The organism is Paraburkholderia sp. BR13439 (assembly GCF_040948805.1).
GTDB lineage: Bacteria > Pseudomonadota > Gammaproteobacteria > Burkholderiales > Burkholderiaceae > Paraburkholderia > Paraburkholderia youngii.
On sequence record NZ_JBFPKN010000024.1, the window covers coordinates 100,103 to 113,936 of the forward strand.

A 13,834-nucleotide genomic window follows, 5' to 3' on the forward strand; every position below is an offset into this window, starting at 1 on the left:
CAAGCTCTCCCTTCGATCCTTCTACTGCCCGCTTCCGTTGTCTCGCTCGAACGACAGCACCCGCTTCCCGCGGCGCTCGCCGCCGATCGAGACCACGGCTTACTTCGCGACGATCACGCCCTGCGCCTGTTGATGAAAGTCGTCGAAAAACTTGTATTCGCCCGGCTCCAGCGGGGCGATCACGACAAACGAATCGGCGCCCGGCGCCAGCACCTTCTCTTTACGCAATTGCACGCTTTCGAATTCCGCCGCGCCCTTGCCGGTGTTAAGCACTTCGATTTTGATACGCTGCCCCGCAGGCACTTCGATGCGGGCCGGGTTCAGCTTGCCGTCGTTCATTTCGAGCTTGAAGGTCGGCAGGTCGGCTGCGTGAGCCGTGGCCGCCAGGCAAAACGTGGCGGCAAGCATCGTGATCTTTCGGTTGATTCCCATTGCCCTTTCCGGAAAACGCGACGCGCCGACGCCGGGTATCACACCGACTGTCCACGCGCCGTCTGCTGCACTCACTGATACGTCGAGCGACCGCGTTTGCATCGCGCGCCGATCAGTAACCGCCCTTCTTGCCGATGCCAGCGAAGGTGAAGTCATATTCGAGCGTGATGGGCTTGAACCACGGACCCACGCCGGTTTCCTTGTCGACGTGGCGGCCGAACGCCATGTGGCCCATCTGCATCGGCGGTTCGACGATCAGCTTCAGGTGATACTTGCCCGGGCCTTGCAGCTTGACGTTGTCGCCGTAGTGCGGACCGTCGTTCGCGACCATCGCCATCAGGTCGCCCTTCAACGGCTGGTTCGAGCCGGCCTTCGTCAGTTCGTAGCGCACCTGCAGATAAGGCATCCAGTCGCCTTCGGCGAAACCGGTCGGATTGTTCTTGACCGCGTGAATGTCGGACTCGAGATGGATGTCCGAATCCGACGCCTTGCGCATCATGCCTTCGGGCTCCATCGTGATCGGCTGCAGGTAGACCACGCCGATTTCCATGCCACCCTGGATCTGCTGCTTGCCGATCGGATATTCGGCGGCCGAGGCCGACAGCGCCGCGACTGCGGCTACCGTTGCCGCGCCACCCCGCACAAAGGAAGAAATCCGCATTGATGCTCCTTGTTTTTATCAGACTGGAATCGATTTCATTGAAACTCGGGGCCGCAACTCAGATGTGAATTTAAATGCGAACCATTCTCAATATTGGTTGAGTTTATCATCGATCGCTGACGAGAACAAACCTGTTAGTGCGCTCGGCCTCATGCCAGCATGGTTTTAAGGTTGGCTTAAGAAAATCTTTGTGTATCGAGGAAGGTGGGACGGAATTCGTCACGGCCAAAGTGACCGCTCCGGACGGCTCCCGCGGGAGCTCGAGTACCGGCCAATGAGAAAGGGCGTGGCGAGCGGCCGCGCCCTTTCATGGTGGACAAAAGCGGTGGAGGGAAACGTCAATTAGTCGACGCCCGACACGTGATCGCCGACATTCGCGCCGAACACGCGCTGACGCAGCAGCGCCAGCTGGTCGCGGGTCTGCGCGGCTTTCTCGAATTCGAGATTCTTCGCGTGCTCCATCATCTGCTTTTCGAGGCGCTTGATTTCCTTGGCGAGTTGCTTCTCGGACATGTCCTCGAACTTCGCGCGGGTCTGCTGCTCCTTCAACTCGGCGCGCGCTTCGTCGACGTTGTACACGCCGTCGATGATGTCGCGAATCCGTTTCACGACCCCACGAGGCGTAATGCCGTGCGCGGCGTTGAACGCAATCTGCTTGGCCCGGCGCCGCTCGGTTTCGTCGATCGCGCGACGCATCGAGTCGGTGATGTTGTCCGCGTAGAGGATCGCCTTGCCGTTCACGTTACGCGCTGCCCGGCCGATGGTCTGGATCAGCGAACGCTCGGCGCGCAGGAAGCCTTCCTTGTCCGCGTCCAGAATCGCGACCAGCGACACCTCGGGAATATCGAGCCCCTCGCGCAGCAGGTTGATGCCGACCAGCACGTCGAACGCGCCGAGACGCAGATCGCGGATGATTTCGACGCGCTCGACCGTGTCGATGTCGCTGTGCAGATAGCGCACCTTGATGCCGTGGTCGGCCAGAAACTCGGTGAGCTGCTCGGCCATCCGCTTGGTCAGTGTCGTGACGAGCACCCGATCGCCGGCCTTGATGCGCTCGTTGATCTCGCCGAGCACGTCGTCGACCTGGCTGCGCGCCGGCCGCACCTCGATTTCGGGATCGACGAGGCCGGTCGGGCGCACCAGCTGTTCGGCGACCTGCCCCGACGTTTTCTTCTCGTAATCGGCGGGCGTTGCCGACACGAACACGACCTGGCGCATCTTGCGCTCGAACTCGTTGAACTTGAGCGGCCGGTTGTCGAGCGCCGACGGGAGCCGGAAACCGTAGTCGACGAGGTTTTCCTTGCGCGCGCGGTCGCCGTTGTACATGCCGTTCAGCTGGCCGATCAGCACGTGCGATTCGTCGAGCATCATGATCGCGTCGGGCGGCAGGTAATCGACGAGCGTCGGCGGCGGCTCGCCCGGCGCCGCGCCCGAGAAATGCCGCGAATAGTTCTCGATGCCCTTGCAGAATCCGAGCTCCTGCAGCATTTCAAGGTCGAAGCGGGTGCGCTGCTCGAGCCGCTGCGCCTCGACGAGCTTGCCTTCGCTATAGAAGAACTCGAGCCGCTCGCGCAGTTCGGCCTTGATCGTTTCGACCGCGCGCAGCACGGTGTCGCGCGGCGTCACGTAGTGCGACGACGGATACACGGTAAAGCGCGGAATCTTCTGCCGCACCCGACCGGTGAGCGGATCGAACAGTTGCAGCGTTTCGACTTCGTCGTCGAACAGCTCGACGCGCACCGCCATCTCGGCGTGCTCGGCCGGGAAGATATCGATCGTATCGCCGCGCACGCGGAACGAGCCGCGCTGGAAGTCGGCTTCGTTGCGGCTGTACTGCATCGCGATCAGCCGCGCGATGACATCGCGCTGGCCCAGCCGGTCGCCGGTGCGCAGGGTCAGGATCATCTGGTGGTATTCGGACGGATTGCCGATACCGTAAATCGCCGACACCGTCGCGACGATCACCACGTCGCGCCGCTCCATCAGGCTCTTGGTCGCCGAAAGCCGCATCTGCTCGATATGCTCGTTGATCGACGAGTCTTTCTCGATGAACAGATCGCGCTGCGGCACGTACGCTTCCGGCTGGTAGTAGTCGTAGTACGAGACGAAGTATTCGACCGCGTTGCGCGGAAAGAACTCGCGGAACTCCGAGTACAGCTGCGCGGCGAGGGTCTTGTTCGGCGCGAACACGATCGCCGGGCGGCCGAGCCGCGCGATCGTGTTGGCCATCGTGAAGGTCTTGCCGGAGCCCGTCACGCCGAGCAGCGTCTGGAACGCGAGACCATCGCCGACGCCTTCGACGAGCGTCTCGATGGCCGTGGGCTGGTCGCCGGCGGGCGGATACGGCTGGTAGAGCTTGAACGGCGAACCGTCGAACGTGATGAATTTGGATTCGTCGAGCGTATCGTCGGCTTCAGTCAGATGGTGTTCGGACATGAGGGGCGGCACCGGCCTTGGGCAAAGAATCATTCTAACGGGTTGCGGAAAGCGAAGATCGAGCGGGGTTACGTAGGGGGCGCTGGCCGTGCGGGCGGCGGCGTGTCATGGCCCTTTGCGGACTTGTGCGCGAAGCGAAGGACAGCGCACCTTGGCCGGGCGCGCGGTCGAAACCGCCCCGTGCGCTCGAATTCCTTTCACATGGCTCCCAGTGCCTGTTTTTCAAGCAGATAATTGCCCTTGGGCCATCGGGTCGTCCGAAAAAAGCGCTGGATTCGTTACAATGCGAAGTTGCGCTCGCTCGCCGCTGTCCATAGGCCGTCCCCGATTTTCGCGTTTCGTCGAACTCACGCCGCACACGGGAAACGCCGCCGACGCTCCAGATGAGGCCGCCCGCGCGCGAAGCCGCCCTCTTTTCACTACTGCTGCCCACCCATCATGTCTCTGTTCTCCGCCGTCGAACTAGCTCCCCGCGACCCGATTCTGGGCCTGAACGAAGCTTTCAACGCCGATACGCGCGCCACCAAGGTCAACCTCGGCGTTGGTGTGTACTTCAATGAAGAAGGCAAGATTCCGCTGCTGCGCGCCGTGCGCGAGGCGGAAAAGGCCCGCGTCGATGCCGCGCTGCCGCGTGGCTATCTGCCGATCGAAGGTATCGCCGCTTACGATGCCGCCGTGCAAAAGCTGCTGCTCGGCAACGACTCGCCGCTGATCGCGGCCGGCCGCGTCGTCACGGCGCAGGCGCTGGGCGGCACGGGGGCGCTGAAGATCGGCGCGGACTTCCTGAAGCGCGTGAATCCGAACAGCAAGGTCGCGATCAGCGACCCGAGCTGGGAAAACCATCGCGCGCTGTTCGAAGGCGCGGGCTTCGTCGTCGAATCGTATCCGTACTATGACGCGCAGACGCACGGCGTGAACTTCGACGGCATGCTGAATGCGCTGAACAGCTATGCGGCGGGCACGATCGTCGTGCTGCACGCGTGCTGCCACAACCCGACCGGCGTCGACCTGAGCGTCGAACAGTGGAAGCAGGTCGTCGAGGTCGTCAAGGCACGCAATCTCGTGCCGTTCCTCGATATCGCCTACCAGGGCTTCGGCGACAACATCGAAGCGGATGCGGCAGCCGTGCGTCTGTTCGCGGCGCAGGAACTGAACGTGTTCGTGTCGTCGTCGTTCTCGAAGTCGTTCTCGCTGTACGGCGAGCGTGTCGGCGCACTGTCGATCATCACCTCGAGCAAGGAAGAAGCGGCGCGCGTGCTGTCGCAACTGAAGCGCGTGATCCGCACCAACTACTCGAACCCGCCGACGCACGGCGGCTCGGTGGTCGCGGCCGTGCTCGCGTCGCCGGAACTGCGCGCGACATGGGAAAGCGAACTGGGCGAAATGCGCGACCGTATCCGCGCAATGCGCAATGGTCTCGTCGAGCGCCTGAAGGCAAGCGGCGTCGATCGTGACTTCAGCTTCGTGAACGCACAGCGCGGCATGTTCTCGTACTCGGGTCTGACGGCAGCGCAAGTGGATCGTCTGCGCGAAGAGTTCGGCATCTATGCGGTCAGCACCGGCCGGATCTGCGTGGCTGCGCTCAATACGCGCAACCTCGACGTCGTCGCCAACGCGATTGCTCACGTGCTCAAGTAAGCCAATTCACGGCGCGGAGGTTTGCCGCGCCAGTGCAGCAGCTTCGCCGCTGCAACTGTCTGTAGAAACGGCGCCCTTTTCAGAAAAGGGCGCCGTTTTTTTATGCCTGCCGGACTGTTCGTTCGGCCTTGCCGGCGCGGCGCCGGGTTTCTCCGCGAAGAATCAGCGCGAGTCCCGATGAATATCGTGCGTGACGAACCCGGCATCGTTCTGCGGCATATCGAGCCAGTCGGGCTGTTCGAGCGAACGGACAATATCTTCGAGACCGCTTCGCCAATGCTCGCGCATCGTCGACAGACCGAATTGAAAGTCCTTGTAGTGTCCTTCGTATTCCTTGTGCCGGTAGATCAGGTGAATCACGTTGTAGCGCTTCGAGCACGACAGATCTTCGGCCAGCTTGCACCACGGATCGTCGCGTTGCTCTTCGGGCACACGGTCCAGCACCTCGCGCAGTACGTGACGGAAACGCTGCGAACGCTGCAGCATGTCGGTCACGAGACGCGTACGGCTCGAATACTGGATGTCTTTCATGCGCCCCTGCACGTCGGTGATGTTGTCCGGCACCGGCCCGATCGCGCTCCATAAATCGACCTGAAACGCGAGCGTATCGCGACGCGGCGTGGTCTGGAGCACCTCGTAGAGCGGCGTATTCGACATCAGGCCGCCGTCCCAGTAGAACTGACCGTCTATCTCGACGGCCGCGAAGCCCGGCGGCAACGCGCCCGATGCTATGAAATGCTCGGGCCTGAGCGTGGTGTGCGTATTGTCGAAGTACGCGAAGTTGCCGGTGCCGCAATTCACCGCGCCCACCGACACGCGTATTTCCCCGGAATTGATCCGATCGAAATCGCACAGCGACTCGAGCGTGGCCTTCAGCGGAGTGGTGTCGTAGTAGCTCGCCAATTGCGGCGAGCCGGACACGGTCGGCAACGGCGGCGGGAAACGCGGCACGAAAAAGCCCTTTTGCCCTTCGACGATTGCGCTCATCGCCTGCGCTGCCGTAAATGCCTTGCGCACTGCTTCGCTCGAATTGAACAGCACGTGTTCGACCGGAGCCGGCAACGGCGGTCCGAACGCCGGCTGGCAGATCGTCTCCCAGAATTGCAGCAGACGCTCGACGCGTCGTTCCGGCGCATTGCCCGCAATGATCGCCGTATTCAGCGCGCCGATCGAAATTCCCGCGATCCAGTTCGGTTCGATGCCGGCTTCGTAAAGCCCCTGAAAGACGCCGGCCTGGTAGGCGCCGAGCGCGCCACCGCCTTGCAGCATCAGCGCGACGGTTTCGTAGTTGGGCAACCGGAGGTGCCGGCGCGAGCGGGCGGCAATCGCCGGACCCGCACCCTCCCCGTCGCCGGACACGCCCACGCGCGCCCGCTTCAGATTGCGTTGCGCCATGGGCCGCCCCTTAGTGCATATACCAGCCGTGGCTCACGACGAACGACTGGCCGGTCAGCGCCGCGCTCGGGAAGGTCGACAGGAACAGCACGGTCTGCGCGACGTCTTCGACCGTCGTGAAGATACCGTCGACGGTACCGCCCAGCATCACGCGCTTGATCACTTCCTCTTCGCTGATACCGAATTCCTTCGCCTGCTCGGGAATCTGCTTGTCGACGAGCGGCGTGCGCACGAAACCCGGACACACGACGTGCGAACGCACGTTATGCGCAGCGCCCTCTTTGGCGAGCACGCGCGACAGACCCAGAAGAGCGTGCTTCGCGGTCACGTACGCCGACTTCAGCGGCGAGGCGAGATGCGAGTGGACCGAGCCCATGTAGATCACGACTCCGCCGCGATTGTCCTTGTACATGTGCTTGAGCGCGGCCTTGGTGGTCAGGAACGCGCCGTCCACGTGAATGGCCTGCATCTTTTTCCAGTCCGAGAACGAATAGTTTTCGATCGGATTGACGATCTGGATGCCGGCGTTGGAAACGAGAATGTCGATCGAGCCGAATTCCTCGGCGACCTTGTCGATACCCTGGTTGACGGCGTCTTCGCTCGTCACGTCCATTGCCACGCCGATTGCCTTACCGCCGCCCTTTCTGATTTCTTCAGCAACGGCGTTCGCGCCCTCCTGGTTCAGGTCGGCGATCGCGACCGCCGCACCTGCGGCCGACAGAGTCAACGCGATCTGTTTGCCGATGCCACTCGCGGCGCCAGTGACGACGGCGACCTTGCCGTTCAGATTCGAGTTCAGAGACGACATCCAGAACCTCCATGCAGTTGATGAGCAATGAGACCACGAAGCCGCGCGCTGGGAGAAGTCGGCCAAACGGTATCGACCGTTCGGCGGATGCAGCGCGGCGGCTGACTTTGCTATTGTGCATGAACCCTGTGAACGACATAGGTAAAACGCACGCCGAACCGGATCTATTTAAACTGAACGCTTCCGGACTGAATCCGGCTCCATTCCCGTGGCATCACCAACCAGGAGACATGCATGAATTATCGACGTCTGGGCCGCTCTGGCCTGCAAGTGAGCGAGTTGTCGATCGGCTCATGGGTCACGTACGGCAACCAGGTGGATCACCGCGCCGCGCGCGAATCGCTTGCCGCGGCGCGCGACGCGGGCGTCAATTTCTTCGACAACGCCGAAGTCTATGCGGGCGGCAAATCCGAGGAAATCATGGGCCATGCGTTGAAGGAACTCGCGTGGCCGCGCGTGAGTTACGTGGTGTCGACGAAATTTTTCTGGGGACTCAACGAAGCGCCGAATCAGTACCACACGCTGAACCGCAAGTATCTGATGAACGCGATCGACGGGTCGTTGAAGCGCCTACAACTCGATTACGTCGATCTCGTGTTCTGTCATCGTCCCGACCCGAACACGCCAGTCGAGGAAACGGTCTGGGCAATGAGCGACATGATCGCGCGCGGCAAGGCGCTGTACTGGGGCACCTCGGAATGGAGCGCCGACGAGATTCGCGCCGCATATGAAATCGCCGAGCGGCATCATCTGCACAAGCCGGTCATGGAGCAACCGCAATACAACCTGTTTCACCGCAAACGCGTCGAGCAGGAATACAAGCGGCTTTACGAGGACATCGGCCTCGGCCTGACCACGTGGAGTCCGCTGGCATCGGGCCTGCTCACCGGCAAATACCGTGACGGCGTGCCCGCCGACAGTCGCGCGCAGTTGCAGGGCTATGACTGGCTGCGTCAGCAGCTCACCGACCCGACGCGGAACAACGTGGTCGGCCAGCTCGGCGCGGTCGCCGACGAACTCGACTGCACGGTCGGTCAGCTCGCGATCGCGTGGATTCTGAAGAATCCGAATGTCAGCACGGTGATCACGGGCGCCTCGCGCGTCGAACAGATCGGCGAAAACATGCGGTCCGCCGAGGTGACGACGCGCATTACGCCGGAGATCAAGCAGCGGATCGAGGAGATCATCGGCGACGCGCACGAGTAATCGCGCGCGCAGCGCCACGCACTGAGTGGCTAACCGGGCACGCGCGGTCGCGTACAATACGCGACCGCGCGTCGCCGGCTCCTTCGGGCCGGCCTGCGCCCTCTCAGCGTCCTCTCATCATGCTCAGCTACCGCCACGCCTTTCATGCCGGCAATCACGCCGACGTTCTGAAACACGCCGTCGTGTTGCAGCTCCTGCGCTACCTTGGCCAGAAGGACAAGGCCTACTGGTATATCGACACGCACGCGGGCGCCGGCGTCTACTCGCTGAAGGAAGGCTACGCGACGAAAACCGGCGAGTTCGAGACGGGTATCGCAAAACTGTGGGGCCGCAACGATCTGCCGCCGCTGTTCGCCGACTACGTCGACGAAGTCAGCGCGCTCAATGCCGACGGCCAGCTGCATTTCTATCCGGGCTCGCCATATCTCGCGTGGCGACAGTTGCGCGCGCAGGATCGTATGCGGCTATTCGAATTGCACAGCACCGAAATCGATGTGCTGCGCCACAATTTTCGCGACGCCGGTCGCCGCGCGATGCTGTACGCGGGCGACGGCTTCGACGGCATTCTCGCGCTGTTGCCGCCGGCGCCGCGTCGCGCGCTGATCCTGCTCGACCCGTCGTATGAAGACAAGCGCGACTACGGGCGCACGCTGCGCTGTGTCGAGGAAAGTCTGAAGCGATTTCCGACCGGCACGTATGCGGTCTGGTATCCACAGGTCAAGCGCCCCGAGTCGCAGCGTTTTCCCGATCAGCTGAAACAATTGCAGAAGGACAACTGGCTGCACGTCAGCCTGACCGTCAGCAATCCGCCTGAAGACGGCTATGGGCTGTTCGGTAGCGGCATGTTCATCCTGAACCCGCCGTATACGCTCGCCAAGATGCTGAAGGACCAGATGCCATGGCTCGTCAAGATGCTCGGCGAGGACAAGGCTGCGACGTTCAAGGTCGAATATCGCGGCAATTGAACGATGTGCGGCGCGTGAGCGGATTGCGCGTGCGGTCTGCTGTTGCCTGCCCGCGCAAGCCGATCTGCGCTCGGCTCACTTCAACTGCGCGGCCGCCTTGCTCGCGAACTGGTTCGTATAGGTCGCACTCAAATCGATCTTCTTCGGATCGAGCCGGCTGTCGAAAGACGACAACGCGCGCAGCGCCGTCGCCGGCCCATCTGCGGGCATCAGTCCGTCCGGCGAGTACGCGTCGCGCACGTTGTGAAAGGCATCGAGATAAAGCGTCGGGTCGCCCAACAGATAGGCTTGCGGCACCATCTTCAGCAGATCCGCATCGCTCGCGGTCTGCAGCCAATGATTCGCGCGCACGATCGCGTTGGTCAGCGCCTGCGTCGTCTTCGGATTTTTCTGGATGAAGCTTTCGGGCGCATAAAGCGTTGCGGCGGGCATCGTACCGCCGAACACCTCCTGCGTGCCTTTGACCGTGCGCGTATCCACCAGCACCTTGATCGCGCCGCTACGCGTGAGCTTGGTCATCATTGGATCGACATTGGATAGCGCGTCGATCTGCCCACTGCCCACCGCGGCCAGCACCGTCGCGCCGCTTCCGACGCCGATCGCCGAAATGTCGCTGCGCTGCACGCCGGCCTTGCGCAACGCGACGGTGAGAACGAGATCCGTCGACGAACCCGGCGCGCTCACGCCGACCTTCGCGCCTTTGAAGTCCGCGAGCGACTTGATCTGATCGGCCTTCGACTTCACCACGCCGATCACGATCTGCGGTGCGCGGCCCATCAACACGAACGCGCGATAGTGTTGCCCCTTCGCCTGCATGAACAGCGTGTGCTCGAACGCGCCCGCGCCGACTTCGGCGCTGCCGCCCACCACCGCTTCGAGCGCCTTCGAGCCGCCCGCGAAATCTTCGAGCGTGACGTTCAGGCCTTCGTCCTTGAAGTAGCCGAGCTGCTGTGCGGCGAGGACTGGCAAATAGTAGAGGCCGGGTAAGCCGCCGACGGCCATCGTCAGTGTCGGCATTTCCGGCGCGTCCTTCGCGAACCCGGCGCCGGGCAGCGTAGCCAGTGCGAGGAGGATCAGGCAGGCGCGCGTCGCACGCTGCATCCAGTGATTGGGCATGATGACGTCTCCTTGTGTTTTCCGTTCGAAGCGGTGACGCAGGCGCGCAGCCGGGATCGAAGCTCACGGCGACGAGGCGCGCAACGATTGTCCTCGGACGGTTTCACGGACGCCATGCGCCCAAACCCGAATGGGATTGTCGGGGGCGAGCGAAGCTGGCGTATTGGGGAGAAGCGAGACGGGTTAGAAGCGTCGCCGACTAACTTTCGCGCCGTCGCTGCCTATTGCGGAAACGGCACTGGTCGGGGCATCGGCCGCGGCGGCACGCCACCACCCGCCGGCAACTGGATATAAGGCGCGACCACGAACGGCGGCGGCGGTTCTGCAGGCAGCTCGACCGGTGCCGCGATCGGCGGCGCGGCGACGATCGGTTCCGGCGCAGGCGGCGCGCTTAGCAGTAGGGTACCGCTCAGGCCATTATTGATGCCGCCAAGCGTATCGAGAACCACGGGAGGACGCTCGTAATCGGACACCGCATACGCGTCCGACGCGGCACAGAGGGTGGCGAAGGTTGCCGTGGCGGCCGCGGCCATCATGGAACGGAAAGTTTGCAGCGAACGGACGGAGGACATAGGCAGCCCGATTGGTTATGAATGCCGTCTTGCGCGAAAAACGTCCTACATTACCGCGGCCCGCGTTACGAAGCTAGTCGATATTCGCCATGAGCAGCCTTCTTGCGGCGATCATTCGAAAAACGCCGAAGGCGCGCGGTTTTCGATGTGCAGATACGACAAAGCCCCGCTTTGACGGGGCTCGACATTGGTACTGCAAGGGCCGCGCAAAAGCAGGCGCCGCCTGGTCAAACTCAAAGCGGAAACTCAGCGCGAATAGCCGTTGGTTTCGAGCGAACGGATGCGTTGTTCGAGCTGGACGATATCCGACGACGATGCGAGGTATGCCTCACGACGGCTACGTTCCGCGGTTTCGAACCAGGTGCTCAGCTTCTCAAGAATGAATGCAAACATGACGTTCTCCAAGGATGAGATCGAATCCCCGGTGATTTGGCATCAGGGATTTCCCGTAAAAGGGTTAACCCGCATTATAGCCCTCGGGTGCAACCTGACCAGTGAAATGCCCGCATGATGTGCATTCCAGTTTGGAATGACGCACTTCCTTGGTGCGCTGGCGGTGCTGATTTTATTGAGATTCACCCACACGGTCGGCGCGGATATCCTTGCCCTGATTTTCAATGCACACCTTCGGTGCATCACGCGGTTTTGATCAAGCGAATCGGCAGACCAGGTTGCGACTCTCCGCGACCCACCGGCTAAAGCGGATGGCAACCTTGTCCCGAAACAAGGTCTGTATCCGCTAGTCGCTCAATAATCGGACAATCTGGCCGGTCATCGCCGTTGCAATGATCGGCCAGATGGGCGAGGGTGTCGCGCATGTCCGTCAATTCGGCGATGCGGCGATCGAGTTCGGCGACATGCTCGAGCGCGATCCGCTTTACTTCGGCGCTTGCACGCGAGCGGTCGTGCCAGAGAGCGAGGAGTCGCCGGATATCCTCGACCAGAAATCCGAGCCGGCGCGCCTGCCGGATAAAGCGAAGAGAGTGCACTTCCTGCGGGCCATACACGCGATAACCAGCGCTCGTGCGCGCCTTCGCGGACAAAAGGCCGACGCTTTCGTAGTAGCGGATCATTTTTGCCGTAACGCCCGACGCGCGGGCCGCTTCGCCGATGTTCATGACTGTTTTCCCAAGGTTGCGGATGAACTCGAAGCGATCCTACACCTTCCCATCCTGGGAAGGTCAGCTACCCAAACACGAAACGGCAGGCATAATTCGGCTATCCGCGATCTGATTCCGCTGAGGTCTTTGCAATGACAATCGAACTCCATGTAGAAGGCATGAGCTGCCAGCACTGTGTTGCTGCCGTCACGAACGCGATTCGCGAGCACGACACCGCCGCGCAGGTTCAGGTAGATCTCACGAGCGGCCGTGTGCTCGTGGAGTCGACACAAGCGATCGAGGCGCTGAAGGCCGCGATTGACGAAGCCGGATACACGGCCACGTCTCTGCGCTAAGGGTGCGGGGCATGTTCAAGGTTGCAGTAATCGGTGGTTCCGGGCTGCTCGGGCGCGCGCTCAACGACGAACTCGCACGCCAGGTCGATTGGCACATCGTCTCCACAGCATTTAGCCGGCCGTCTCCACAGATGGTCGCGTTGGATATTCGCGATAGCCTTGCGGTCGAGCGTTTCATCGACCACGTGGCACCGGATGCTGTCGTGATTGCCGCGGCGGAGCGCCGACCCGATGTGTGCGAGCGCGATCCGGCACATGCTCGTGCGTTGAATGTTGATGCCGTGCGAATGATCGCCGGGGCGGCGAATCGACGCGGCGCGTGGACGCTGTCGATCTCGACCGACTACGTGTTCGACGGCAAGCACCCGCCCTATCGTCACGACAGCACACCCGCGCCACTGAACGCGTATGGACAGAGCAAGCTCGAGGGAGAGCGAGCGCTAATCGAAACGGCCGAGCTCGGATGCGTGCTGCGCCTGCCGCTGCTGTATGGGCCGATTGTGAGTTGGTCGGAGTCAGCCGTGACTAGCCTTGTGCCGGCGATCGCGGCGTCAGCAGCGCCGGGAAGCCAGGCTGCCAAGATGGACGCTTGGGCGATCCGCTATCCTACGTTCACGCCCGATGTCGCGGTCGTGATCCGACAGATGCTCGAGCGACACGCGCGCGGCGAAACGATCTCCGGCATCGTGCAATGGTCCGGCGACGAACCGATGAACAAGTACGAGATCGCCGTGCGCCTGGCAGAAGCATTGCAACTCCGCACGCATTTGATGGCGCAGCACACGCCCACCGATGCGACGCCGCGCCCTCACAACTGCCATTTGGCATCGAGCCGTCTGGAGGCACTTGGAGTCGGCCAACGCACACCGTTCGATACGGCGATCCGGCAGGTGCTAGCCGGGTTTGCATGGCGGGGAACGGCGACTCCCGCTTGATCTTGCGGCTTGCGTGCGGACGCTAATGGCAACGCAGGAGCTTGAGGGAGGTGTTGCGGATCGGAAAGTAGTGAAGCGCGCGGAATTGGCCGCGTAAACGCAAAAACCCCACCGCTGGGCGGTGGGGTTTCTGGCTTTGGGGGAGCCTGACGATTACCTACTTTCACACGGGCAATCCGCACTATCATCGGCGTGGAGTCGTTTCACGGTCCTG

The 13,834-nt window shown here is 62.2% G+C and carries 14 protein-coding genes; 5 read left to right on the forward strand and 9 right to left on the reverse strand.

Features of this window, described 5'->3' with window-relative positions; translation table 11 throughout:
• Positions 1-99: 99 nt before the first annotated feature.
• From AB3X96_RS34465 to uvrB, 3 genes are all read right to left on the reverse strand, one after another.
• Positions 100-432 (reverse strand): cupredoxin domain-containing protein, encoded by a 333-nt coding sequence (locus tag AB3X96_RS34465; protein WP_368593196.1) that lies wholly within the window; start codon positions 430-432, stop codon positions 100-102.
• Between the two features lie 112 nt (positions 433-544).
• A complete protein-coding gene (locus AB3X96_RS34470) occupies positions 545-1,093 on the reverse strand; it encodes an iron transporter (protein ID WP_176382354.1) in 549 nt (182 codons plus the stop codon).
• A gap of 342 nt (positions 1,094-1,435) precedes the next feature.
• Positions 1,436-3,529: an excinuclease ABC subunit UvrB gene (gene uvrB / locus AB3X96_RS34475; RefSeq protein ID WP_368586693.1), complete on the reverse strand. Its 2,094-nt coding sequence runs from the start codon at positions 3,527-3,529 to the stop codon at positions 1,436-1,438.
• A 438-nt stretch (positions 3,530-3,967) separates the two neighbouring features.
• Between uvrB and AB3X96_RS34480 the strand changes: the two genes are divergently transcribed.
• Positions 3,968-5,167, forward strand: a complete 1,200-nt coding sequence (locus tag AB3X96_RS34480) for an amino acid aminotransferase (protein WP_368593197.1) — start codon at positions 3,968-3,970, stop codon at positions 5,165-5,167.
• A gap of 162 nt (positions 5,168-5,329) precedes the next feature.
• Here the strand turns inward: AB3X96_RS34480 and AB3X96_RS34485 are convergent, their stop codons facing one another.
• Both AB3X96_RS34485 and AB3X96_RS34490 read right to left on the reverse strand, forming a co-directional pair.
• Positions 5,330-6,562, reverse strand: a complete 1,233-nt coding sequence (locus AB3X96_RS34485; RefSeq protein WP_368593198.1) for a DUF3734 domain-containing protein — start codon at positions 6,560-6,562, stop codon at positions 5,330-5,332.
• Positions 6,563-6,572: 10 nt separating this feature from the next.
• Positions 6,573-7,370 carry a 3-hydroxybutyrate dehydrogenase gene (locus AB3X96_RS34490; protein ID WP_176109089.1) on the reverse strand — a complete coding sequence of 266 codons (798 nt, stop codon included), beginning with the start codon at positions 7,368-7,370 and terminating at the stop codon, positions 6,573-6,575.
• 234 nt (positions 7,371-7,604) lie between these two features.
• Between AB3X96_RS34490 and AB3X96_RS34495 the strand changes: the two genes are divergently transcribed.
• Both AB3X96_RS34495 and AB3X96_RS34500 read left to right on the forward strand, forming a co-directional pair.
• Positions 7,605-8,576 (forward strand): potassium channel beta subunit family protein, encoded by a 972-nt coding sequence (locus AB3X96_RS34495; RefSeq protein ID WP_368593199.1) that lies wholly within the window; start codon positions 7,605-7,607, stop codon positions 8,574-8,576.
• A 119-nt stretch (positions 8,577-8,695) separates the two neighbouring features.
• A complete protein-coding gene (locus AB3X96_RS34500; protein WP_368593200.1) occupies positions 8,696-9,541 on the forward strand; it encodes a 23S rRNA (adenine(2030)-N(6))-methyltransferase RlmJ in 846 nt (281 codons plus the stop codon).
• A 75-nt stretch (positions 9,542-9,616) separates the two neighbouring features.
• On the opposite strand, the gene AB3X96_RS34505 is transcribed toward AB3X96_RS34500, so the two are convergent.
• The 4 genes from AB3X96_RS34505 to cueR form a co-directional block, all read right to left on the reverse strand.
• Complete coding sequence (locus tag AB3X96_RS34505; RefSeq protein WP_368593201.1) at positions 9,617-10,657, reverse strand: ABC transporter substrate-binding protein; 1,041 nt, start codon at positions 10,655-10,657, stop codon at positions 9,617-9,619.
• Positions 10,658-10,878: 221 nt separating this feature from the next.
• Complete coding sequence (locus AB3X96_RS34510) at positions 10,879-11,229, reverse strand: hypothetical protein (RefSeq protein ID WP_368593202.1); 351 nt, start codon at positions 11,227-11,229, stop codon at positions 10,879-10,881.
• Between the two features lie 246 nt (positions 11,230-11,475).
• Positions 11,476-11,622 carry a DUF3563 family protein gene (locus AB3X96_RS34515; protein WP_013088978.1) on the reverse strand — a complete coding sequence of 49 codons (147 nt, stop codon included), beginning with the start codon at positions 11,620-11,622 and terminating at the stop codon, positions 11,476-11,478.
• Between the two features lie 302 nt (positions 11,623-11,924).
• A complete protein-coding gene (gene cueR / locus AB3X96_RS34520; protein ID WP_176109093.1) occupies positions 11,925-12,347 on the reverse strand; it encodes a Cu(I)-responsive transcriptional regulator in 423 nt (140 codons plus the stop codon).
• A 134-nt stretch (positions 12,348-12,481) separates the two neighbouring features.
• Here cueR and AB3X96_RS34525 point away from each other — a divergent pair, with 134 nt between their 5' ends.
• Both AB3X96_RS34525 and AB3X96_RS34530 read left to right on the forward strand, forming a co-directional pair.
• Positions 12,482-12,685, forward strand: a complete 204-nt coding sequence (locus AB3X96_RS34525) for a heavy-metal-associated domain-containing protein (RefSeq protein WP_368593203.1) — start codon at positions 12,482-12,484, stop codon at positions 12,683-12,685.
• Positions 12,686-12,696: 11 nt separating this feature from the next.
• Positions 12,697-13,620, forward strand: a complete 924-nt coding sequence (locus tag AB3X96_RS34530) for a dTDP-4-dehydrorhamnose reductase family protein (protein ID WP_368593204.1) — start codon at positions 12,697-12,699, stop codon at positions 13,618-13,620.
• The last annotated feature ends 214 nt before the right edge of the window (positions 13,621-13,834 follow it).

Excerpts from the sequence above, each read along its gene's own strand:
- AB3X96_RS34465 (WP_368593196.1), bottom strand. The coding sequence starts at position 432 with ATGGGAATCAACCGAAAGATCACGATGCTTGCCGCCACGTTTTGCCTG.
- AB3X96_RS34470 (WP_176382354.1), bottom strand. The coding sequence starts at position 1,093 with ATGCGGATTTCTTCCTTTGTGCGGGGTGGCGCGGCAACGGTAGCCGCA.
- uvrB (WP_368586693.1), bottom strand. The coding sequence starts at position 3,529 with ATGTCCGAACACCATCTGACTGAAGCCGACGATACGCTCGACGAATCC.
- AB3X96_RS34480 (WP_368593197.1), top strand. The coding sequence starts at position 3,968 with ATGTCTCTGTTCTCCGCCGTCGAACTAGCTCCCCGCGACCCGATTCTG.
- AB3X96_RS34485 (WP_368593198.1), bottom strand. The coding sequence starts at position 6,562 with ATGGCGCAACGCAATCTGAAGCGGGCGCGCGTGGGCGTGTCCGGCGAC.
- AB3X96_RS34490 (WP_176109089.1), bottom strand. The coding sequence starts at position 7,370 with ATGTCGTCTCTGAACTCGAATCTGAACGGCAAGGTCGCCGTCGTCACT.
- AB3X96_RS34495 (WP_368593199.1), top strand. The coding sequence starts at position 7,605 with ATGAATTATCGACGTCTGGGCCGCTCTGGCCTGCAAGTGAGCGAGTTG.
- AB3X96_RS34500 (WP_368593200.1), top strand. The coding sequence starts at position 8,696 with ATGCTCAGCTACCGCCACGCCTTTCATGCCGGCAATCACGCCGACGTT.
- AB3X96_RS34505 (WP_368593201.1), bottom strand. The coding sequence starts at position 10,657 with ATGCCCAATCACTGGATGCAGCGTGCGACGCGCGCCTGCCTGATCCTC.
- AB3X96_RS34510 (WP_368593202.1), bottom strand. The coding sequence starts at position 11,229 with ATGTCCTCCGTCCGTTCGCTGCAAACTTTCCGTTCCATGATGGCCGCG.
- AB3X96_RS34515 (WP_013088978.1), bottom strand. The coding sequence starts at position 11,622 with ATGTTTGCATTCATTCTTGAGAAGCTGAGCACCTGGTTCGAAACCGCG.
- cueR (WP_176109093.1), bottom strand. The coding sequence starts at position 12,347 with ATGAACATCGGCGAAGCGGCCCGCGCGTCGGGCGTTACGGCAAAAATG.
- AB3X96_RS34525 (WP_368593203.1), top strand. The coding sequence starts at position 12,482 with ATGACAATCGAACTCCATGTAGAAGGCATGAGCTGCCAGCACTGTGTT.
- AB3X96_RS34530 (WP_368593204.1), top strand. The coding sequence starts at position 12,697 with ATGTTCAAGGTTGCAGTAATCGGTGGTTCCGGGCTGCTCGGGCGCGCG.